This is a genomic window from Pseudomonas akapageensis, from assembly GCF_011355085.1.
Taxonomy (GTDB): domain Bacteria; phylum Pseudomonadota; class Gammaproteobacteria; order Pseudomonadales; family Pseudomonadaceae; genus Aquipseudomonas; species Aquipseudomonas akapageensis.
On sequence record NZ_VXCP01000035.1, the window covers coordinates 17,907 to 37,106 of the forward strand.

A 19,200-nucleotide genomic window follows, 5' to 3' on the forward strand; every position below is an offset into this window, starting at 1 on the left:
TGAGGAGTAGCCTCGGCTGCGATTCAATAGAGGAGTCAGTGCATGACCGTCCGTCGTACCAAAATCGTCGCTACCCTTGGCCCTGCCAGTAACTCGCCGGAAGTTCTCGAGCAATTGATCCTGGCCGGCCTGGATGTTGCCCGTCTGAACTTTTCCCACGGCACGCCCGAAGAGCACAAGGCGCGCGCGCGCCTGGTCCGGGAAACCGCCGCCAAGCATGGCCGCCATGTCGCGCTGCTCGGCGACCTGCAAGGCCCGAAGATCCGTATCGCCAAGTTCGCCAACAAGCGGATCGAACTGAAAGTCGGCGATCGCTTCACCTTCTCGACCACTCACCCGCTGACGGCCGGGACCCAGGACATCGTCGGCATCGACTATCCGGATCTGGTCAAGGATTGCGGCGTCGGTGACGAGCTGCTGCTCGACGACGGCCGTGTGGTCATGCGCGTGGAAACCGCCACTGCCGACGCCCTGCACTGCGAGGTCCTGATCGGCGGCCCGCTTTCGGACCACAAAGGCATCAACCGCCGTGGTGGCGGCTTGACTGCACCGGCACTGACCGAAAAAGACAAGGCTGACATCAAGCTTGCTGCGGAAATGGAACTGGACTACCTCGCCGTGTCCTTCCCTCGTGATGCGTCCGACATGGAATACGCCCGTCGCCTGCGCGACGAAGCCGGCGGTACCGCCTGGCTGGTGGCCAAGATCGAACGCGCCGAAGCCGTGGCCGACGACGAAACCCTCGATGCCCTGATTCGCGCAAGTGATGCGGTCATGGTTGCCCGTGGCGACCTGGGCGTGGAAATCGGCGACGCCGAGCTGGTCGGCATCCAGAAGAAAATCATTCTGCATGCACGCCGCCACAACAAGGCCGTGATCACTGCGACCCAGATGATGGAGTCGATGATCCAGAACCCGATGCCGACGCGTGCCGAAGTATCCGACGTGGCCAACGCCGTGCTCGACTACACCGACGCGGTAATGCTCTCGGCCGAAAGCGCCGCCGGTTCCTATCCGATCGAAGCGGTCCAGGCCATGGCGCGGATTTGCGTCGGTGCCGAAAAGCACCCGACCAGCAAACTCTCCAGCCACCGCATGGGCACCACCTTCAGCCGTTGCGACGAAAGCATCGCGCTGGCGGCCATGTACACGGCCAACCACTTCCCCGGTGTAAAAGCGATCATCGCCCTGACCGAAAGTGGCTACACGCCGCTGATCATGTCGCGGATCCGTTCCTCGATCCCGATCTTCGCCTTTTCCCCACACCGCGAAACCCAGGCGCGCGTCGCCATGTTCCGTGGCGTCTACACCGTGCCGTTCGACCCTGCCGCCCTGCCGGCCGACAAGGTCAGCCAGGCCGCCGTGGACGAGCTGCTCAAGCGCGGCGTGGTCGAGCAAGGTGACTGGGTGATCCTGACCAAGGGTGACAGCTACCACACCATCGGTGGCACCAATGGCATGAAGATCCTGCATGTGGGTGATCCGCTGGTGTAAATCGGCAGATCTACTGGCCTCATCGCCGCACCGCCGCACCGCCGCACCGCCGCGATGAGGCCGGACAAAGCCCCGCAAGTAACATTGCGGGGCTTTTTTATTTGCTATCCCCGCCCGACAAACACATCGGCAAACATCTGATTCCTCGGCAACCCCGCCAGAAACAAACGTCTGGAAAAACCCTCGACACTCCCCGGCGAACCGCACAGCAGCGCCACAGTCTGGCGTGAATGCAAGCGCATCGCCTGCAACGCCGTGGGCAACTCGGCCGCCCCCAGCAGTTCGACCTGAAGCTGCGAATGACAGGCTGCGAGCTCAGCCAAAGGCCCGGCTAAATAATGCTCGCGCTCGTCGCGTGCCAGATGCACCAATCGAATCGGCCCTTGATGATCCTGGCGCAGCGCCTCGCGAAGAATCCCCCACAATGGTGCCAGACCAGTGCCGGCAGCCAGGAGCCACAGCGGACGAGCCTGCCAGTCAGGGTCATAGTGCAGAGCGCCGCCACGCAATTCGCCCAATCGCAGGCAATCGCCGGGTTTCAATAGGCGGGCGACATCGCTGAAGGCACCAGGATGGCGACAATCGAGATGCAACTCGAGAAAGCGATCCTCTTGCGGCAGGCTGGCCAACGAATACGGCCGAGCGACGCCGCTTTGCGTCCACAGCACCAGATGCTGTCCGGCCTGATAGCGAAATGGCAGCTCCGGCACAAGCCGCAGCCGCAGCACATCGGCACTCAACCAGTCGGATTCCATGACGTGTGCGGGCAATCCGTCCATCTGAGGGTCGAAGACAGCAACACTCAAATCGCTATCTACCCTGCACTGGCACGCCAGCCGCCAGCCCTGCTCACGCTTGTGCTCGGCCAACGCAGTCGGGTTGCTATCGAGCGGTGCGCCCTGCACGCAACGCACCAGGCAGGCATGGCAACTCCCTGCCCGGCAACTGTAAGGCACCGCCAGGCCCGCTTCATTCAAAGCGTCGAGCAGATTGCTGCCACTGGCCACCGTCCAGCAACGCTGGCCCACGGATAATTCAGGCATCGACTTTTTCCCAGGCCGCAGCGCAGCGATTGCGCCCACCACGCTTGGCCGTGTAGAGCGCCTGATCGGCGCGTTGCAAAGCATCGTCCAGCTCATCACCCGATGCAAGCAAGGTCATGCCCACCGAAAGACTCAAGTTCGAAATTGCCACGCCAACCGGTTCGCTGTTGGCGAAGGCCAAGCGCAGCCGCTCGCAACAGGCACTCAAGCTGCTGGCATCACAATCGAGCAACAGGAGCACAAACTCTTCGCCGCCGTAGCGGGCCAGGACATCCCTTTCTCGCAGGCAAGCGCCGGCCACCGCCGCAAATAACTGCAGCACTTGATCCCCGGCGGCATGCCCGTAACGATCATTGATGCGTTTGAAATGATCCAGGTCGATCAGCGCCAGCCCATGGGAAGTGCCAGGCCTCATCATCTCCAGCTCACGACCGGCCAGACGCAGGAAGTGGCGCCGGTTGAACAGGCCCGTCAACTCATCGGTGGCGACCAGGTCCTCGAGCTGGCGCATCATGCCGCGCAGCGTTTCCTGGTGCGCCTGCAATGCATATCGCCGCTGGCGCATGCGCTGCCGCGAAGCCTGGACATAGCTGGCGTAGAGGCAAAGCCAGACCAGCATCATGAACAATGCGCACATCTGGATGGCCGCAAGCCCCGGATCATCCATCAGCCCACGATAGGCATCGAGCAGGTTCAGGCTGGCGAAACTGAAGAACACCAGCACCGCACAACGCACGAATACCTGACGCTTGAGGTGGAACAGGCCGAACATCAGGATCAACACATAGAGCATCAGAAAGGTGCCACGCGCACCGTCGAGATTGGCAATCAGCCAGGTCTGCCATGTCAACGCCAGCAATACCTGGAACTCGGTGAGACTGGGATCGGCGTAACGCTGATTACGCCCACTGGCAAAAACCCAGCACAAGACGGCCTGACTGAGCACCACCAGCACTGTGACGACCAGTGCAGTGCCCAGCGAGGCACGAAAGTAGTCGTTGAAAATAGCCACCCAGGCCAGCAGCAACACCAGCACATAGGTGCCAGCCGCCAGGAGGAAGCGCTTGAATAGCAATCTTTGCAGGGCTGTTCCGGTCACTCTTCGACTCACCGTGCTCAATAGGGTCCTTCCCGTGCCAAGATGCATGGCCATTAGCCACTTTAGTGCTATGACTCAAAAATAACTATTCAAATATTGTGGTTTTGTATCACGGACGCGCAAACAGCCTTAGACCTTCGTTTGACCACTGGCGCGTGTGCCGAAGCCGGATGCACGGTATACTGCCGCGCCTTTTTTGCGTCGACGGCCACATGTCGGCGCGCCTGAAAGGTCTTTTCGACGAGTCGGCTCGACCCTGTTGGAATACCTTATTGAATGTTCCCGTCTTTAAGAGGAGCGCGCCGCATGACCGTGATCAAGCAAGACGACCTGATTCAGAGCGTTGCCGACGCCCTGCAGTTCATTTCCTATTACCACCCCGTGGATTTCATCCAGGCCATGCACGAGGCCTATCTGCGTGAAGAGTCGCCGGCCGCGCGTGACTCCATCGCCCAGATCCTGATCAACTCGCGCATGTGCGCCACCGGCCATCGCCCGATCTGCCAGGACACCGGTATCGTTACCGTGTTCGTCCGCGTCGGCATGGACGTGCGCTGGGATGGCGCGACCATGAGCCTCGATGACATGATCAACGAAGGCGTGCGCCGTGCCTACAACCTGCCGGAAAACGTCCTGCGTGCTTCCATCCTGGCCGACCCGGCTGGCGCTCGGAAAAACACCAAGGACAACACCCCGGCGGTCATCCACTACTCCATCGTTCCCGGCAACACCGTGGAAGTGGACGTGGCAGCCAAAGGCGGCGGTTCCGAGAACAAGTCGAAGATGGCCATGCTCAACCCGTCCGACTCGATCGTCGACTGGGTGCTGAAAACCGTTCCGACCATGGGTGCCGGCTGGTGCCCACCGGGCATGCTCGGCATCGGCATCGGCGGCACCGCCGAAAAAGCCGCGGTCATGGCCAAGGAAGTGTTGATGGAGTCCATCGACATCCACGAGCTGAAGGCCCGCGGCCCGCAGAACCGCATCGAAGAGATGCGTCTGGAGCTGTTCGAGAAGGTCAACCAGCTGGGCATCGGTGCCCAGGGCCTGGGCGGCCTGACCACCGTGCTCGACGTCAAGATCATGGACTACCCGACCCACGCCGCGTCCCTGCCGGTGTGCATGATCCCCAACTGCGCCGCCACCCGTCACGCTCATTTCGTGCTCGACGGTTCGGGCCCGGCGGAGCTGGAAGCGCCGTCGCTGGACGCCTACCCGGAAATCGTCTGGGAAGCCGGCCCTTCGGCCCGTCGTGTCAACCTCGACACCCTGACGCCTGAAGAAGTCCAAAGCTGGAAGCCGGGCGAGACCATCCTGCTCAACGGCAAGATGCTCACCGGTCGCGACGCTGCGCACAAGCGCATGGTCGAAATGCTGAACAAGGGTGAAACCTTGCCGGTAGACCTCAAGGGTCGCTTCATCTACTACGTCGGCCCGGTCGATCCGGTGCGCGAAGAAGTGGTTGGCCCTGCAGGCCCGACCACCGCGACGCGTATGGACAAGTTCACCCGTCAGATCCTCGATCAGACCGGCCTGCTGGGCATGATCGGCAAATCCGAGCGCGGCCCGACCGCCATCGAGGCGATCAAGGACTACAAGGCCGTCTACCTGATGGCTGTTGGCGGCGCTGCCTATCTGGTTGCGCAAGCGATCAAGAAGTCCCGCGTCGTGGCCTTTGCCGAACTGGGCATGGAAGCGATCTACGAGTTCGACGTCAAGGACATGCCGGTGACCGTTGCTGTCGACAGCAAGGGTGAGTCGGTGCACATCACCGGGCCTGCGATCTGGCAGAACAAGATCGCTGAAAGTCTGGCGGTGGAAGTGAAGTAACACCTTCGCTTCGCACATGAAAAAGGCGGCAGGGTTATTCCTGCCGCCTTTTTTGTTGCCTCACGGCCCTCATCGCTGGCAAGCCAGCTCCCACAGAGGTCGGTGGTGAACTCTGTGGGAGCTGGCTTGCCAGCGATTGGCCCTCAGAGTGTGATTTTGGTCCCCAGCAAACCAAGAAACCCCGCCAGCCATGCAGGATGGGCCGGCCACGCCGGTGCCGTCGCCAGGTTGCCCTGCACATGCGCCTGATTCACTTCGATCTCGATATACCGACCACCGGCCAGACGAACCTCTGGGGCACAGGCCGGATAAGCGCTGCATTCGCGCCCTTCCAGAACACCAGCTGCCGCCAGCAGTTGAGCACCGTGGCAGACGGAAGCGATAGGCTTGCCCGCCGCATCGATGGCTTTGACCAGTTGCAGGACCTGTTCATCGAGACGCAGGTATTCCGGCGCTCGCCCGCCCGGAATCACCAACGCATCGTAATCCTCGGCACGCACCTTGGCGAAGTCGAAGTTCAGGGCAAAGTTGTGCCCCGGCTTTTCGCTGTAGGTCTGGTCGCCCTCGAAGTCATGAATCGCCGTGCGCACCGACTGTCCGGCGGACTTGCCCGGGCAAACCGCATGCACGGTATGACCGATCATCAGCAAGGCCTGGAAGGGCACCATCACTTCGTAGTCTTCGACGTAGTCGCCGACCAGCATGAGAATTTTTTTCGCGGCCATTTCGGGTGCTCCTCTGATTCAGGTTGGATTGCTGCACCTGTTCACAGTAGACCTTGTTCCAGCCGTTGGATGCTCAATCGCGTCGATCCAGCAGATTGACCACCAGTCGATCCAGCCAGCCCCATACGCGCTGCTGCACCCTTCGCCAGAATGGCCGGGCCTGCCAATCGTCAAGGTCTATCGGGTGGCTCAGGGCGAAGTCGCGCTCGAAACTGGCCGCCACCGCCCGGGTCAAGGGTGGATGAAGCGCTTCGAGGTTGGCCTCGAGGTTGAAACGCAAATTCCAATGGTCGAAATTGCAGGAGCCGATACTGACCCAGTCGTCGACCAAAACCATTTTCAGGTGCAGGAAGCACGGCTGATATTCGAAAATCTGCACACCGGCACGCAGCAGGCGTGGATAGTAACGATGGCCGGCATAGCGCACTGACGGGTGGTCGGTACGCGGCCCGGTCAGCAGCAGGCGCACGTCGACACCGCGGGCGGCGGCGCGGCGCAATGAACGGCGCACCTTCCAGGTTGGCAAAAAATACGGCGTAGCCAACCAGATGCGTTGCTTGCCGCTGTTCAGCGCACGCACCAGCGACTGCAGGATATCGCGATGCTGGCGGGCGTCGGCATAGGCCACCCGGCCCAGACCCTCCCCGCTCACCGGCGCCCGCGGCAGGCGCGGCAAACCGAAATGGGTCGCCGGTTTCCAGGCCGTGCGGCGCAGGTTGGCGCGCCACTGGCGGTCGAAAAGCATCTGCCAGTCGGCCACCAGAGGGCCTTGCATCTCGACCATCACTTCATGCCATTCGCTGACGTCTTCGCCCGGTCGCCAGAACTGATCGGTGACACCAGTGCCTCCCACCACCGCCCACTCCTGGTCGACCAGCAGCAGCTTACGGTGATCGCGATAGAAGTTGTGCAGACCTCGACGCCAGCGCATGCGGTTGTAGAAGCGCAGTTCCACACCCGCTTCAAGCAAGCGCTGACGCAGACTCAGGGTAAAGGCCAGGGAGCCATAGTCGTCGAACAGACAACGGACCTGAACGCCGCGCTCGGCCGCCTGGACCAGCGCCTGGACCATTGCTTCTGCACATGCTCCGGCCTCGACCAGATAGAGTTCCAGATCCACCTGCTGCTCGGCCCGAATAATAGCGGTGAGCATGCGCGGAAAAAATGCAGGGCCGTCGATCAACAATTCGAAACGGTTGCCATTGCGCCACGGAAAGACCGCGCCGGCCATCTCAGCGCGCCGTGAAAATCAGTACCGCACCCACCGGTACCGAGAGACTGATGGTCTTCACTTTAGCGAGCTTGCGCAGTGCAGCGAGCCCCGGCAGCAGGTCGAAATCCTCGGCATGCAACACCAGCGGTTCCAGGGTGACCACCTGGAAGCGGCGGTCATCCAGGCGAGTCGCCAATAACTGAGCGATGTAGTTTTGCTCCTTGCCATGCAGGCTCACCGTCAGCGGCAGGCGCAATTCCAGCTGGGCGCCCGGTGCCAGATCGTTGATCGGCTGCAGGTCGAGCTGCGCGCTGATCTCGGCTTCGGGGAAGGTCTTTACCTGGAACAGCTCCTTGCGCATCCGCTCGTCGCGCAGCGGAACACCGCTGCTGATGGACTCCATCTCGACCTGCACCTTGGCCACGCCCTTGCGATCGACCTTGCCATGCAGGACCAGGAAGCGCTGGACTTCGGCGATATCGACATTCTTGGTGGTCACGAACGACAACCGGGATGACTCGTTATCCAGGTACCAGCTTGCGTGGGCGGGAAAGGCAATGGCCCCCAGCAGGGCCAGGAGAAGGCGCGTCGACCTGGGCATGAGAACTCCTGTAACACATTTGCCCGCAACCTTAACCGGCTGCGCCAGCCACTGGCAAACTTACTGCGCGGGCAATAACCGACAGCCCTGTCGCGGGCCGCCCCAGGCGGCGCTGTTGCTCTGGCCGAGACCGCTGGCCGTCACGCGCTGGTGTGCCGGATCATCGAGCAGTTCGCTGAGCGGCAGGTATTGTTTTACATAGCCCTGGCAATACTCGGGCGGGTTATTCATGACATAGCGACATGAACAGTATTCCTTGGCCGAGTAGGCACTGAGGATGCCGGGAAACGCCTGCAATGCCAGGCGCTCGTGCCAGATCAGCGCCAGGACGGCGAGCAATAGCACCACTCCCACGCGCTTCATGATCCGCCCCCGGCAAACGCCGCCAAGGCACGCTTGAGCAGTTCATTGTGTTGGTAGCTCGCATCGCGATCGTCGCCATAACGCACGATCACCAACTTCTCGGCGGGCAAGATGTATAACGCCTGGCCCCAATGACCGAGAGCGGCGAATGTCTCGACCGGTGCATCGGGCCAGGGCCTGATTGCTCCGGCCAGTGGCTGGTTGAGCCACCAGTGACCGCCCGGCGTGGCCTCGCCGGGTTCGGCTGCAGCATGAGCAAAGGGTGCGCGATTGAATGCAACCCAATTGGCCGGCAACAACTGTCGTTGCTGCCAGCGGCCGTCGCGCAGCATCAACAGGCCGACTCGGGCGAGATCACGCGCGCTCATATAGGCGTAGGACGAGCCTACCAGTGTGCCGCTGGCATCGCTTTCCCAGACTGCGCTGCGGATGCCCAGGGGCTCGAACAGCGCTTGCCAGGGATAGTCGGCATAACGGTCGTTGCCAAGCATCCCCCGCAAGGCGGCGCTGAGCACGTTGCTGTCACCACTGGAATAGCGAAATGACTGGCCCGGTTCGCTGTAAGTCGAATGTGCCGCCGTGAAGGCTGCCATGTCGCCGCGCCCACGGGTATAGAGCATCGCCACCACCGAGGAATTCAACGGGGCGTATTCGTAGTCTTCCTGCCAGTCCAGGCCCGAGGCCCAATGCAACAGGTCTTCGATACGAACCCGCGGGTGCGCGCTGAAGGGCAGGTAATAACGGGCAACCGGATCCTGCAGTTGAAAACGACCTTCGCCGTACGCCACGCCCATGACTGTCGCCAGCAGGCTTTTGCTGATCGACCAGGTCAGGTGCGGGGTGCTGGCGGTGGTGGGCGCTGCGTAGTGTTCGTAGATGAGCCGACCATCGTGGATGACGACCAGGGCGTCGGTACGTATGCCTTTGCGAGTGGCGTCGTCGCGGGGTGGGAAGGCGTAGTCTTGCAGGGATTGCAGGGCTGGGCTTGGGAGCGTCGGTGCTGCTGGCCAGTCTTCGCCGGGCCAGGTTTCGGCGCTGGCGTGGGCAGCCCACAGGAGTGTGAATGCAGCAGCGAATATTGAGTACCTGCCCATTGTAGGAGCTCAAGCGATTGGGTCGGGCAGATTAGCAAAAGCAGGTGACAATTCTGTTGACCGTCAAGGCCTCATCGCTGGCAAGCCAGCTCCCACAGAGTCCAGGAAACACTGTCCCCCTGTGGGAGCTGGCTTGCCAGCGATAAGGTCCGAAGGACCTTCAAAATGGCAATCACAAGCCCAAAGTCTGCCAAGCCTTGGCCAACCGCTTGGCCCTTGCCGCTCCGGCAATCTCCAGCACACTCTGATCCCGCTGCCACAAGCTCGCCCACTCGACCGGTCCATTGGCAAAGGCTTCATTCAATTCCTGCTTCAACATCGAAAACTGCGCAAACAGACCGCCGAGCAGCAGATGGGTGACCGGCGCATCGGCGCACTGCCGGCTTCCTTCGGCGCAGCCGCCCAGCAGGCCGATCAGGCGCAGCTGCAATACCTGCGACCAGCCACAGGTCTGTCCCACGCCATAGAGCCAGGCGCACAGGGCGCTGAGCACATACAGGTCCTCCAGCGTGCGGAAAGGTTTGACGTAGGCATCCCAGCCATCCCCGGCCAGGCGCTCGCACAGGGCGCCGTCGAGAAACAGCCGGGCATGGCCGATGTCGGGCATCAACGGCAACACCGGCAAGGATTCCAGGCGGACCCCGGGTTCGCCGGGATAGACCACGGTCAGGCTGAGTTGCGGGCTCTCGCCAGGTGCCTCGCTGCGCGCCGCGACCAACAGCCAATCGGCGGCATTGCCCGCGGTGACGAAATCCTTGCGCCCGCTCAAGCGCAGGTCATCGAGGCGCGTCTGCATATCGGCCGGCCGCACGCTGCGTTGTTCGGTCGCGCACAGGGCGCCAAGGCTGGCCGGCGCGCTGGGCCAGAGCACCCGCAAGGCGGCCTGGTAACCGACCAGGAACGCCAGGCCCGGCGTGGTCATCGCCCGGCCGCCCAATACCGCCAACTCGAACGGCGTCACCTGCCCCAACTGCTGCAAAAGTGCGACGTAGGTGTCGTCCAGGTTCGAGGAGATCGACAGGCGTACAGGGTTATTGAGGCGTTCTAGCCAGGACATCGTTGCGCTCCTTGGGGGCTGTCATACAAGCATCACCGAAACTTCACGGCGATGACACTGGGGCTACATAGGCTGAGATTGCACAACAAAGTCGACCGGCCGCAACCCCTTGGCTGGCTTACGGAGACTCGCAATGACTCGGATCGCTCGCTCTGGCGACAACAGCACTGAACGCCGTCTACAAGCCGAACACCTGGTCGGCCCTGACGCCCTGCAAGAAGCCCAGGCCCTGCGTTTCAGGGTATTCAGCGGTGAGTTCAATGCCACCCTCAAAGGCGCGGAACTGGGCCTGGACATGGATGATTATGACCTGCACTGCCGCCATATCGGCGTGCGCGACCTCTCCACCGGACATCTGGTGGCGACCACCCGCCTGCTCGACCATCAGGCCGCTCACGGCCTTGGGCGATTCTACAGCGAAGAAGAATTCAGCCTGCATGGCCTCGGCCATCTGCAAGGGCCGATCCTGGAAATCGGTCGCACCTGCGTCGACCCGGCCTACCGCAACGGCGGCACCATTGCCGTGCTCTGGAGCGAACTGGCCGAAGTCCTCAACGAAGGCCATTACAGCTACCTGATGGGCTGCGCGAGCATCCCCATGCAGGACGGCGGGGTGCAGGCCCATGCCATCATGCAGCGGCTGCGCGAACGCTACCTGTGCACCGAACACCTGCGCGCCGAACCGAAGAATCCCTTGCCGAGCCTGGCCATCCCCGGCAACGTCATTGCCGAGATGCCGCCCCTGCTCAAGGCGTACATGCGCCTGGGCGCGAAGATCTGCGGCGAGCCCTGCTGGGATGAAGACTTCCAGGTCGCCGACGTGTTTATCCTGCTCAAGCGCGACGAGTTGTGCCCCCGCTATGCCCGTCACTTCAAGGCAGCAGTCTGATGGGTCGCCTGCGCGTCTATGCACGCGTGCTGCGCGTGTTGTCGGTGGTGGCGCTGGGATTGCTGATGGCTGCGGTGTTCAGCCTTTACGAGCGCTTGCGCATCCCCCACGGCATGGAACGTCGGCAACGCTGGTCGCGGTTCTTCATGACCCGGCTCAGCAACGCGCTGCCCTTCAAGGTCAGGGTGCACGGTGAACTGCCCCGGAAACCCATGCTGTGGGTCAGCAATCACGTGTCCTGGACCGACATTCCGCTGCTGGGGATGCTCACCCCGCTGTCGTTCCTGTCCAAGGCCGAGGTGCGAACCTGGCCGATTGCCGGCTGGCTGGCGCTCAAGGCCGGTACCCTGTTCATCCGTCGCGGCTCGGGCGACAGCCAACTGCTTCGCAAGCAGATGAGCCAGCATCTGGCACAGGATCACGCGCTGTTGATCTTTCCGGAAGGCACCACCACCGACGGTCGCAGCCTGCGCACCTTCCATGGCCGCTTGCTGGCCAGCGCCATCGACACCGAAGTTGCGCTGCAACCGGTAGCCCTGCGCTATATGCGCAATGGCCAGCCTGACCCGATTGCCCCCTTCATCGGTGACGACGACCTGCTCTCGCATCTTCTGCGGCTGTTCGCCAACGACCAGGCCGAGGTGCATATTCACTTGCTGGCGCCTATCGCCACTCAGGGTCAGGAGCGTGCCGCCCTGGCCTTCCAGGCCCAGCAGGCTGTGCATGGCGTGCTGTTCGGTGCCGCCGAGCAACCGATACCGGTGCGCCCGGCGAAAGCCGCTTAAGCCGGCGTGCGCGCCGCGTTGGCAAAGGCTTGCAGCTGCGGGTAGAAGGCACGGAAGTCTTCACTCAAGGGTTCGTACAGCTTGTCCACGACCTGCAAGGCACCGGCCATGCCTTCAGGCCGGGACAAGCGACGGGCGATGCCATTGAACACCTGCTCCAGCACTTCGAATTCCCGATAAGACCCCAACCAGTCATCGGCCGCCATGTACGGCGCGATCTGCGCCAACCTGCCCGGCAATGCCGGCTCCGCCGCCAGCACCCGATAGACCTCGGCCGTGAACTGCTGCAGAGGCTGGTCGGCATAGTCCTGCCAGTGCCGCGCCAGGCAATGGTCGAAAAACACATCGAGAATGATCCCGGCATAGCGACGGCGCTCGACCGGAAAGCGCGCCAGCGCGGTCAGCACCAGGGGATGACTGTCGGTGAACGCATCGATGCGCCGGTGCAACGCAATGGCGGCTTCCAGCTGCGCAGGGAAACGCCCGTCCAGGCGGCCTTTGACGAAGTCGCCATACAGGCTGCCCAACAGTTGCTGCGGCTGCTGGCCGCCGAGATGAAGGTGCGCGAGATAGTTCATGGGCCAAGCATATCACTGCCCGCCTGTATCGTTATAACCCGATATAGCGAAATACGCAGACGCCAGAACTTAATCATATTTGTGTATCGCGAACTACCGATATACATTTCGCTCCATCGCGATATGACGTTACAACCACCCCGAGCCCTGCCATGCCTCTAGATCTCGACGAAATAATAAAAGCCCTGGCCCACCCAGTACGGCGAGAAATCCTCAACTGGTTGAAAGACCCTGAGCGGCAATTTCCCGATCAATACCACTCCACCGAGCAAGGCGTCTGTGCCGGCCAGATCGATCAGCGCTGCGGTCTTTCGCAGTCGACCGTGTCGGCCCACCTGGCCACCTTGCAGCGAGCCGGCTTGATCACCAGTCAGAAAATCGGGCAGTGGCATTTTTTCAAACGCAACGAGGAAACCATCCAGGCATTCCTCAAGCAAATGAGCCAAGAGCTCTGACAAGGACACCCATGCCCCTCTCACTTCTCATACTGGCGCTCAGCGCTTTCGCCATCGGGACCACCGAATTCGTCATCATGGGCCTGCTGCCCGACGTGGCGAACGACCTTGGCGTCTCGATCCCAGGCGCCGGCTGGCTGGTCACCGGCTACGCCCTGGGCGTTGCGATCGGCGCGCCATTCATGGCACTGGCCACTGCCAGGCTACCGCGCAAGGCCGCACTGGTAGCGTTGATGGGCATTTTCATCGTCGGCAACCTGCTCTGCGCGCTGGCAACCGACTACAACGTGCTGATGTTCGCCCGGGTGGTCACCGCCCTGTGTCACGGCGCCTTCTTCGGCATCGGCTCTGTGGTAGCCGCCGGCCTCGTGCCGGCCAACCGCCGCGCCTCCGCCGTGGCCTTGATGTTCACCGGCCTGACCCTGGCCAACGTGCTCGGTGTGCCGCTGGGCACCGCACTGGGCCAGTACGCCGGCTGGCGTTCGACCTTCTGGGCGGTGACCGTGATCGGCGTGATTGCGCTGATCGGCCTGATCCGCTTCCTGCCGTACAAGCATGACGAAGAAAAACTCGACATGCGCGCCGAACTGGCCGCACTCAAGGGTGCCGGCATCTGGCTGGCATTGAGCATGACCGTATTGTTCTCGGCGTCGATGTTCGCCCTGTTCACTTACATCGCGCCGTTGCTGGGCGACGTGACCGGGATCTCGCCGCGCGGCGTGACCTGGACTCTACTGCTGATCGGCCTGGGCCTCACCGCCGGCAACATCCTCGGCGGCAAGCTGGCTGACAAGCGCCTGAGCGCCACCCTGATCGGTGTATTCGTCAGCATGGCGGTGATTTCCACGGTGCTGCGCTGGACCAGCGTGGCCGTGATCCCGACCGAGATCACCCTGTTCCTCTGGGCGACTGCCGCCTTCGCTGCGGTCCCTGCCTTGCAGGTCAACGTGGTGACCTTCGGCAATGCCGCGCCAAACCTGGTGTCGACCCTCAACATCGGCGCCTTCAACCTGGGCAACGCCCTGGGCGCCTGGATTGGCGGCACCGTGATCGCCCAGGGCCTGGGCCTGACCAGCGTACCACTGGCGGCGGCCGCCCTGGCGGTGCTGGCACTGATCGTGACGCTCATTACTTTCAGCCAGGGCGACAAGATCGCACTGGCCGCTGCTACCCACTGATAACGACGAGGCTTACGCGCATGACGACTATCTTCGATCCAATCACCCTCGGCGACCTGAAATTGCCGAACCGCATCATCATGGCACCGCTGACCCGCTGCCGCGCCGACGAAGGCCGGGTGCCCAACGCCTTGATGGCCGAATACTATGTTCAGCGCGCCAGCGCCGGCCTGATTCTCAGCGAAGCCACTTCGGTAACGCCGATGGGCGTCGGCTACCCGGACACCCCCGGCATCTGGTCCAACGACCAGGTACGTGGCTGGACCAACGTGACCCGGGCCGTGCACGCCGCTGGCGGACGCATCTTCCTGCAGCTGTGGCATGTGGGACGTATCTCGCACCCGACCTACCTGAACGGCGAAACCCCGGTAGCGCCAAGCGCGATCCAGGCCAAGGGCCATGTCAGCCTGGTTCGCCCGCTGGCCGATTACCCGACCCCGCGTGCGCTGGAGACCGATGAGATCGCCGAGATCGTCGATGCCTATCGCCAGGGTGCGGAAAACGCCAAGGCGGCGGGTTTCGATGGCGTCGAGATTCACGGTGCCAACGGCTACCTGCTCGACCAGTTCCTGCAGAGCAGCACCAACCAGCGCACCGACGCCTACGGCGGTTCACTGGAAAACCGTGCACGGTTGCTGCTGGAAGTCACCGATGCGGTGATCGAAGTGTGGGGCGCCAACCGCGTCGGCATGCACCTGGCGCCGCGCGCCGATGCCCACGACATGGGCGACGACAACCGCGCCGAAACCTTCACCTACGTAGCACGCGAACTGGGCAAGCGCGGTATCGCCTTCATCTGCTCGCGGGAAAGGGAAGCCGACGACAGCATCGGCCCGCTGATCAAGGAAGCCTTCGGCGGTCCTTACATCGTCAACGAGCGCTTCGGCAAAGCCAGCGCAAACGCCTCTCTGGCCAGCGGCAAGGCCGATGCGGTGGCTTTCGGCATCCCGTTCATCGCCAACCCCGACCTGCCGGCACGCCTTCTGGCCGATGCGCCGCTGAACGAGCCACGTCCGGAGACGTTCTACGCCAAGGGGCCGGTGGGTTATATCGATTATCCGCGTCTGTAACCCAGTAACTCCTCGTTCCCACGCTCTGCGTGGGAACGAGGAACGCGGAGCGTGGGAACGAGGGTGTTTAGGGACGCGCGTTGAGCTGCCGCTGCAGATTCTGCACCTGACTCTGCAAGGCATTGATGTTGCGCGTCACCTGACCACGAAATGCGTCGAACTCCGCCGTGTTGGTACCACCTCCGGACGGCGCTGCCGGGCGATTCTCCTGCTCGCTCTTGAGCACGATGAGGTCCTGCTCCAGGCGATCGATCGCAGCGTTCGGATTGCCCTGCTTCTTCAGGGCAGCGATATCAGCCGTCATGCTCTTGAGTTCGCTATCGACCTTGCCCTGGTCAGCCTGGGCAGCCTTGAGTGCAGACACCTCCGCACTCAGGCTCTTGAGTGTCGAAAGCTCCGTGCTCAGGCTTTTCAGATCATTCTGCAATTGCGCATTGGCGGCCTGCTGCTGGGCGGTCTGGGCAAGCATCTGCTCCAAACGCTTGTCCAGGCCACTTTGCTGGCCGACGACACCCTGCTGCTGCTTGCCTTGCTCCTGCAACTTCGACTCAAGCTGCTTGATCTGCAGCTTGAGCGCCTCGCTGCCGCTGTTGGCAGTCGACTCGGTCGCCACCACTTTGCCGGTGATCGCCTGGATGCGCCCTGCGGCCTCCTCGCTGATTCGGGCAAAGCTTTCCTGGGTCGCCACCAGTTGCTGCTCCATCAGCGACATCTGCTGAAAGCTCCACCAACCCAGGCCCACCAGGGCGATCGATAGCGCGCCGACCAGTGCCCACAGCGGCCCGGTGCTCGGGCCCTTGACCTTGACCACCGGTGTGGTGCGCGAATACACCGTGGTGCGTTCGCGGGCAGCGGTGCTGCGGGCGAAATCGTCATCGTCGTCGCGCGCGTTGGCACTCAGGCTGGGCATATCAAAGTCGTCACGGGCATCGTTACGCATGGGAAACCTTCTGAACCGCCATGATGGCAAAGTAATGCAAAGTATAAACCGCTAAAACCGCGCACTGATCGACCACGAACAGCAAATCTGGTTCCTCGACTATTTCAAACCGGGTTTTGCGCCTTCCACCAACCACAGAATTCGTCCAGCGCCGACCACAGGCTGACTTTCGGCTCGTAGTCCAGAGCATACCGGGCGCGGCTGATGTCCAGGGTGAAATCCTTGTTCATCACTTGCATGCCCAAGCGTGACAGGGTTGGCTGTGGTCGCCCAGGCCACAGCAGGCATGCACCTTCATTGAGTGCGGCGACGCAATAACCCAGGGCAAAGGAGCGATAACGGGTCACCTGGGGCAATGCCATCTGGCGCATCACGTAATTGACGGCATCCCATACTGGCACCGGGGCGCCGTTGCTGATGTTGTAGGCCTTGCCCAAGGCGCCGTTGCCCACCAGCAATGCACTGCGCAAGGCCTCGTTGAGGTTCTGCACACTGGTGAAGTCGACCTTGTTCAAACCATTGCCGATGATCGCCAGACGGTTTTTCGCCTGCATCTTCATCAACCGCGGGAAAATGCTCATGTCGCCGGCACCGGTGACGAAGCGCGGCCTGAGGGCAATCACTTCCAGGCCGAACTCCTCGGCACCGAAGACTTTCTGTTCGGCCAGGTACTTGGTCGTCGCGTAATGATCATGAAAGCGCTTGGGCACCTGCTCTTCCTTGATGCCCAGATGCGAGCGACCGTCGAAATAGATCGAGGGCGAAGACAGGTGTACCAGGCGCCGAACCTGTTCTTTCAGGCAGGCTTCGACGATGTTTTCCGTCACCACCACGTTGCCCTGGAGAAAATCCTGATAGCGTCCCCAGTTACCGACCGCGCCGGCACAGTGCACCACCGCCTCGACCCCCTGGCACAGGCGCCGCGCCAGCTCCGGGTCGGCCAGGTCGCCCTGGATGAACTGCGCCCCGCGCCGCACCAGATGCTCGACACCTTCGGCGCGACGCCCGTTGACCCGGACGTCGAAGCCCTGCTCCAGGGCGAATCGCGCAAAGCGCCCGCCGATGAAGCCGCTTGCGCCGGTGACCAGAATTCTCATTTACCGCTCCGCCTTGATAATTTTTCACACTCAGCAATGACGCTGGCCAGTCTTACAGCGGCACCAGCCACTGGGCCGCCGTGCGGGCCAGGTGTTCGGTCAGCTGCCCCAGCAATTGCCCGCCGTTGCGCCAGTGGTGCCAATACAGCGGCACATCGATCGGCCTGTCGGGGGTGACCTCCACCAGTCGACCGGCCTTGAGTTGCTCGCGCACCTGCAGTTCCGGCACCAGCCCCCAACCCAGGCCCGCTTCGGTCAGACGGATGAAGCCCTCCGAAGACGGGCAAAGGTGGTACTCGAATCCACCCTCGATCCCCAGCAACGCCAGGTAACGGTGCTGCAAGAAGTCGTCCGGGCCGAACACCAATGCCGGGACGCGTGCCAACTGGGCGGCATTGAACCCGTTCGGGAAATGTCGCGCAATGAATTGTGGGCTGGCCAGCGCGCGATAACGCATGGCGCCGAGCAACTGGCTCCGGGCACCGGCCACCGGCCGCTCGCTGGCGCAGACACATGCCGCCACTTCGCCGGCGCGCATGCGCTTGAGGCCGACCTCCTGATCCTCCACCACCAGGTCCAGCAGCAAGTGTTGTTCGGCGCAGAAGTCACCGACCGCCGCGGCCCACCACGTCGCCAGGCTGTCGGCGTTCAAGGCGATACGCAGGCGTTCCGGCAGGCCCTCCTCGTCCAGCGCCGGCACCTGGCTTTGCAGATCGCGTTCGAGCGAGCGCACTTGCTGCACATGGTTGAGCAGGCGCCGGCCGATCTCGGTCGGACTCGGTGGCGTGGCGCGGATCAGTACGGGTTGGCCGATGCGCGCCTCGAGCAGTTTGATCCGCTGGGATATCGCCGACTGGGACAAACCCAGCATCTGGGCCGCGCGCTCGAAGCCGGCCTGCTCGATCACCGCCGCGAGGGCGGATAACAGCTTATAGTCGAACATTACTTTCCCTAATGTACGATCAGGATTATTTGTTTTTCTTATACAAGTATACGCCCCAGAATCGCCAGCATCCTTTTTACATCACGTCTGCATTTCTGGAGTGACCTCATATGTGGCAAAGCTACCTCAATGGTCTGCTGGTCGCCTTCGGCCTGATCATGGCCATCGGCACGCAGAATGCCTTTGTGCTCGCGCAGAGCCTGCGCCGTGAACATCATTTGCCGGTCGCCGCGCTTTGCGTGTTCTGCGACGCGGTACTGGTTGCCCTGGGCGTGTTCGGCCTGGCCACGGTACTGGCCAACAACCCGACGCTGCTGGCGGTCGCTCGCTGGGGCGGCGCCGTATTTCTGATCTGGTACGGCAGCCAGGCGCTGCGTCGCGCCTTTTCCCAACAAAGCCTGGAGCAAGGTGAGGGCCAGGGCCAGAAATCCCGGCGCGCGGTGCTGCTCAGCGCCCTGGCGGTCACCCTGCTCAACCCCCATGTCTATCTAGACACGGTCCTGTTGATCGGTTCGCTCGGCGCTCAACAAACCGTGCCGGGCGCCTACGTGGTCGGCGCGGCGAGCGCCTCGCTGGTGTGGTTCTTCACGCTGGCGCTGGGTGCTGCCTGGCTGGCCCCGTGGCTGGCGCGTCCAGGCACCTGGCGTCTGCTCGATCTGATGGTGGCGGTGATGATGTTCGGTGTCGCGGCGCAACTGATTCTGCACTGACACGCCTTTTATCTGTCGGTGGCAAAGGCTCTGGAA

Annotated in this window: 20 protein-coding genes; 8 read left to right on the top strand and 12 right to left on the bottom strand. The window is 62.4% G+C overall.

The genetic code is table 11. The features are described from left to right. Window positions 1-42: 42 nt before the first annotated feature. Window positions 43-1,494 carry a pyruvate kinase gene (gene pyk, locus F2S13_RS20820; protein ID WP_166364297.1) on the top strand — a complete coding sequence of 484 codons (1,452 nt, stop codon included), beginning with the start codon at window positions 43-45 and terminating at the stop codon, window positions 1,492-1,494. 104 nt (window positions 1,495-1,598) lie between these two features. Here pyk and F2S13_RS20825 read toward each other — a convergent pair whose 3' ends face one another. Further along, complete coding sequence (locus tag F2S13_RS20825) at window positions 1,599-2,537, bottom strand: iron-sulfur-binding ferredoxin reductase (RefSeq protein ID WP_166364299.1); 939 nt, start codon at window positions 2,535-2,537, stop codon at window positions 1,599-1,601. Next, entirely contained in the window at window positions 2,530-3,636 is a 1,107-nt protein-coding gene (locus F2S13_RS20830) for a diguanylate cyclase domain-containing protein (protein ID WP_166364301.1), read from the bottom strand. Before F2S13_RS20830 ends, F2S13_RS20825 begins: the two co-directional genes overlap by 8 nt. Before the next feature lie 306 nt (window positions 3,637-3,942). Here F2S13_RS20830 and F2S13_RS20835 point away from each other — a divergent pair, with 306 nt between their 5' ends. Then, entirely contained in the window at window positions 3,943-5,466 is a 1,524-nt protein-coding gene (locus tag F2S13_RS20835; protein ID WP_166364303.1) for a fumarate hydratase, read from the top strand. Between the two features lie 143 nt (window positions 5,467-5,609). On the opposite strand, the gene F2S13_RS20840 is transcribed toward F2S13_RS20835, so the two are convergent. The 6 genes from F2S13_RS20840 to F2S13_RS20865 form a co-directional block, all read right to left on the bottom strand. Beyond that, a complete protein-coding gene (locus F2S13_RS20840) occupies window positions 5,610-6,191 on the bottom strand; it encodes a DJ-1/PfpI family protein (protein ID WP_166364305.1) in 582 nt (193 codons plus the stop codon). 73 nt (window positions 6,192-6,264) lie between these two features. Then, window positions 6,265-7,422 (bottom strand): phospholipase D-like domain-containing protein, encoded by a 1,158-nt coding sequence (locus F2S13_RS20845; RefSeq protein WP_166364307.1) that lies wholly within the window; start codon window positions 7,420-7,422, stop codon window positions 6,265-6,267. 1 nt (window position 7,423) lies between these two features. Then, window positions 7,424-8,005: a YceI family protein gene (locus tag F2S13_RS20850; RefSeq protein WP_166364309.1), complete on the bottom strand. Its 582-nt coding sequence runs from the start codon at window positions 8,003-8,005 to the stop codon at window positions 7,424-7,426. Window positions 8,006-8,065: 60 nt separating this feature from the next. After that, entirely contained in the window at window positions 8,066-8,368 is a 303-nt protein-coding gene (locus tag F2S13_RS20855; protein WP_166364311.1) for an amidase, read from the bottom strand. After that, window positions 8,365-9,462, bottom strand: a complete 1,098-nt coding sequence (locus F2S13_RS20860) for a serine hydrolase domain-containing protein (RefSeq protein ID WP_166364313.1) — start codon at window positions 9,460-9,462, stop codon at window positions 8,365-8,367. The genes F2S13_RS20855 and F2S13_RS20860 overlap by 4 nt, the downstream gene beginning before the upstream one ends. Window positions 9,463-9,634: 172 nt before the next feature. Next, entirely contained in the window at window positions 9,635-10,519 is an 885-nt protein-coding gene (locus F2S13_RS20865) for an acyl-CoA dehydrogenase family protein (protein ID WP_166364315.1), read from the bottom strand. A gap of 133 nt (window positions 10,520-10,652) precedes the next feature. On the opposite strand from F2S13_RS20865, the gene olsB reads away from it, so the two are divergent. After that, the gene (gene olsB / locus F2S13_RS20870) at window positions 10,653-11,408 is read left to right on the top strand and encodes an L-ornithine N(alpha)-acyltransferase (RefSeq protein WP_166364317.1); all 756 of its coding nucleotides are present in this window, start codon (window positions 10,653-10,655) and stop codon (window positions 11,406-11,408) included. Further along, window positions 11,408-12,193 carry a lysophospholipid acyltransferase family protein gene (locus tag F2S13_RS20875; RefSeq protein WP_166364319.1) on the top strand — a complete coding sequence of 262 codons (786 nt, stop codon included), beginning with the start codon at window positions 11,408-11,410 and terminating at the stop codon, window positions 12,191-12,193. The genes olsB and F2S13_RS20875 overlap by 1 nt, the downstream gene beginning before the upstream one ends. On the opposite strand, the gene F2S13_RS20880 is transcribed toward F2S13_RS20875, so the two are convergent. Further along, window positions 12,190-12,771 (bottom strand): acyl carrier protein phosphodiesterase, encoded by a 582-nt coding sequence (locus F2S13_RS20880; protein ID WP_166364321.1) that lies wholly within the window; start codon window positions 12,769-12,771, stop codon window positions 12,190-12,192. The two genes, F2S13_RS20875 and F2S13_RS20880, sit on opposite strands and share 4 nt — an antisense overlap. Window positions 12,772-12,923: 152 nt before the next feature. Here F2S13_RS20880 and F2S13_RS20885 point away from each other — a divergent pair, with 152 nt between their 5' ends. Genes F2S13_RS20885 through F2S13_RS20895 form a run of 3 tightly spaced genes read left to right on the top strand, consistent with a single transcriptional unit; the run spans window position 12,924 to window position 15,474 of the window. Beyond that, on the top strand, window positions 12,924-13,226 hold the full coding sequence (locus tag F2S13_RS20885) for an ArsR/SmtB family transcription factor (protein ID WP_166364323.1): 303 nt from the start codon (window positions 12,924-12,926) through the stop codon (window positions 13,224-13,226). A gap of 11 nt (window positions 13,227-13,237) precedes the next feature. Then, window positions 13,238-14,404, top strand: coding sequence for an MFS transporter (locus F2S13_RS20890; protein ID WP_166364325.1), 1,167 nt, complete (start codon window positions 13,238-13,240; stop codon window positions 14,402-14,404). A 20-nt stretch (window positions 14,405-14,424) separates the two neighbouring features. Next, complete coding sequence (locus F2S13_RS20895) at window positions 14,425-15,474, top strand: alkene reductase (protein ID WP_166364327.1); 1,050 nt, start codon at window positions 14,425-14,427, stop codon at window positions 15,472-15,474. 67 nt (window positions 15,475-15,541) lie between these two features. Here the strand turns inward: F2S13_RS20895 and F2S13_RS20900 are convergent, their stop codons facing one another. The 3 genes from F2S13_RS20900 to F2S13_RS20910 all read right to left on the bottom strand — a co-directional run bounded on the left by F2S13_RS20900 (window position 15,542) and on the right by F2S13_RS20910 (window position 18,454). Further along, entirely contained in the window at window positions 15,542-16,414 is an 873-nt protein-coding gene (locus F2S13_RS20900) for an ATPase (RefSeq protein WP_166364329.1), read from the bottom strand. Window positions 16,415-16,518: 104 nt separating this feature from the next. Continuing rightward, entirely contained in the window at window positions 16,519-17,511 is a 993-nt protein-coding gene (locus F2S13_RS20905) for an NAD-dependent epimerase/dehydratase family protein (RefSeq protein WP_166364331.1), read from the bottom strand. 52 nt (window positions 17,512-17,563) lie between these two features. Then, window positions 17,564-18,454: a LysR family transcriptional regulator ArgP gene (locus F2S13_RS20910; protein WP_166364333.1), complete on the bottom strand. Its 891-nt coding sequence runs from the start codon at window positions 18,452-18,454 to the stop codon at window positions 17,564-17,566. Between the two features lie 110 nt (window positions 18,455-18,564). On the opposite strand from F2S13_RS20910, the gene F2S13_RS20915 reads away from it, so the two are divergent. Then, window positions 18,565-19,164 carry a LysE/ArgO family amino acid transporter gene (locus tag F2S13_RS20915; protein ID WP_166364335.1) on the top strand — a complete coding sequence of 200 codons (600 nt, stop codon included), beginning with the start codon at window positions 18,565-18,567 and terminating at the stop codon, window positions 19,162-19,164. The last annotated feature ends 36 nt before the right edge of the window (window positions 19,165-19,200 follow it).

Bases quoted from the DNA above. Each gene is read 5' to 3' on its own strand.
- olsB (WP_166364317.1), top strand. From the start codon at position 10,653: ATGACTCGGATCGCTCGCTCTGGCGACAACAGCACTGAACGCCGTCTA.
- F2S13_RS20880 (WP_166364321.1), bottom strand. From the start codon at position 12,771: ATGAACTATCTCGCGCACCTTCATCTCGGCGGCCAGCAGCCGCAGCAA.
- F2S13_RS20900 (WP_166364329.1), bottom strand. From the start codon at position 16,414: ATGCGTAACGATGCCCGTGACGACTTTGATATGCCCAGCCTGAGTGCC.
- F2S13_RS20885 (WP_166364323.1), top strand. From the start codon at position 12,924: ATGCCTCTAGATCTCGACGAAATAATAAAAGCCCTGGCCCACCCAGTA.
- pyk (WP_166364297.1), top strand. From the start codon at position 43: ATGACCGTCCGTCGTACCAAAATCGTCGCTACCCTTGGCCCTGCCAGT.
- F2S13_RS20860 (WP_166364313.1), bottom strand. From the start codon at position 9,462: ATGGGCAGGTACTCAATATTCGCTGCTGCATTCACACTCCTGTGGGCT.
- F2S13_RS20875 (WP_166364319.1), top strand. From the start codon at position 11,408: ATGGGTCGCCTGCGCGTCTATGCACGCGTGCTGCGCGTGTTGTCGGTG.
- F2S13_RS20915 (WP_166364335.1), top strand. From the start codon at position 18,565: ATGTGGCAAAGCTACCTCAATGGTCTGCTGGTCGCCTTCGGCCTGATC.
- F2S13_RS20855 (WP_166364311.1), bottom strand. From the start codon at position 8,368: ATGAAGCGCGTGGGAGTGGTGCTATTGCTCGCCGTCCTGGCGCTGATC.
- F2S13_RS20905 (WP_166364331.1), bottom strand. From the start codon at position 17,511: ATGAGAATTCTGGTCACCGGCGCAAGCGGCTTCATCGGCGGGCGCTTT.
- F2S13_RS20825 (WP_166364299.1), bottom strand. From the start codon at position 2,537: ATGCCTGAATTATCCGTGGGCCAGCGTTGCTGGACGGTGGCCAGTGGC.
- F2S13_RS20840 (WP_166364305.1), bottom strand. From the start codon at position 6,191: ATGGCCGCGAAAAAAATTCTCATGCTGGTCGGCGACTACGTCGAAGAC.
- F2S13_RS20865 (WP_166364315.1), bottom strand. From the start codon at position 10,519: ATGTCCTGGCTAGAACGCCTCAATAACCCTGTACGCCTGTCGATCTCC.
- F2S13_RS20850 (WP_166364309.1), bottom strand. From the start codon at position 8,005: ATGCCCAGGTCGACGCGCCTTCTCCTGGCCCTGCTGGGGGCCATTGCC.
- F2S13_RS20835 (WP_166364303.1), top strand. From the start codon at position 3,943: ATGACCGTGATCAAGCAAGACGACCTGATTCAGAGCGTTGCCGACGCC.
- F2S13_RS20910 (WP_166364333.1), bottom strand. From the start codon at position 18,454: ATGTTCGACTATAAGCTGTTATCCGCCCTCGCGGCGGTGATCGAGCAG.
- F2S13_RS20890 (WP_166364325.1), top strand. From the start codon at position 13,238: ATGCCCCTCTCACTTCTCATACTGGCGCTCAGCGCTTTCGCCATCGGG.
- F2S13_RS20845 (WP_166364307.1), bottom strand. From the start codon at position 7,422: ATGGCCGGCGCGGTCTTTCCGTGGCGCAATGGCAACCGTTTCGAATTG.
- F2S13_RS20895 (WP_166364327.1), top strand. From the start codon at position 14,425: ATGACGACTATCTTCGATCCAATCACCCTCGGCGACCTGAAATTGCCG.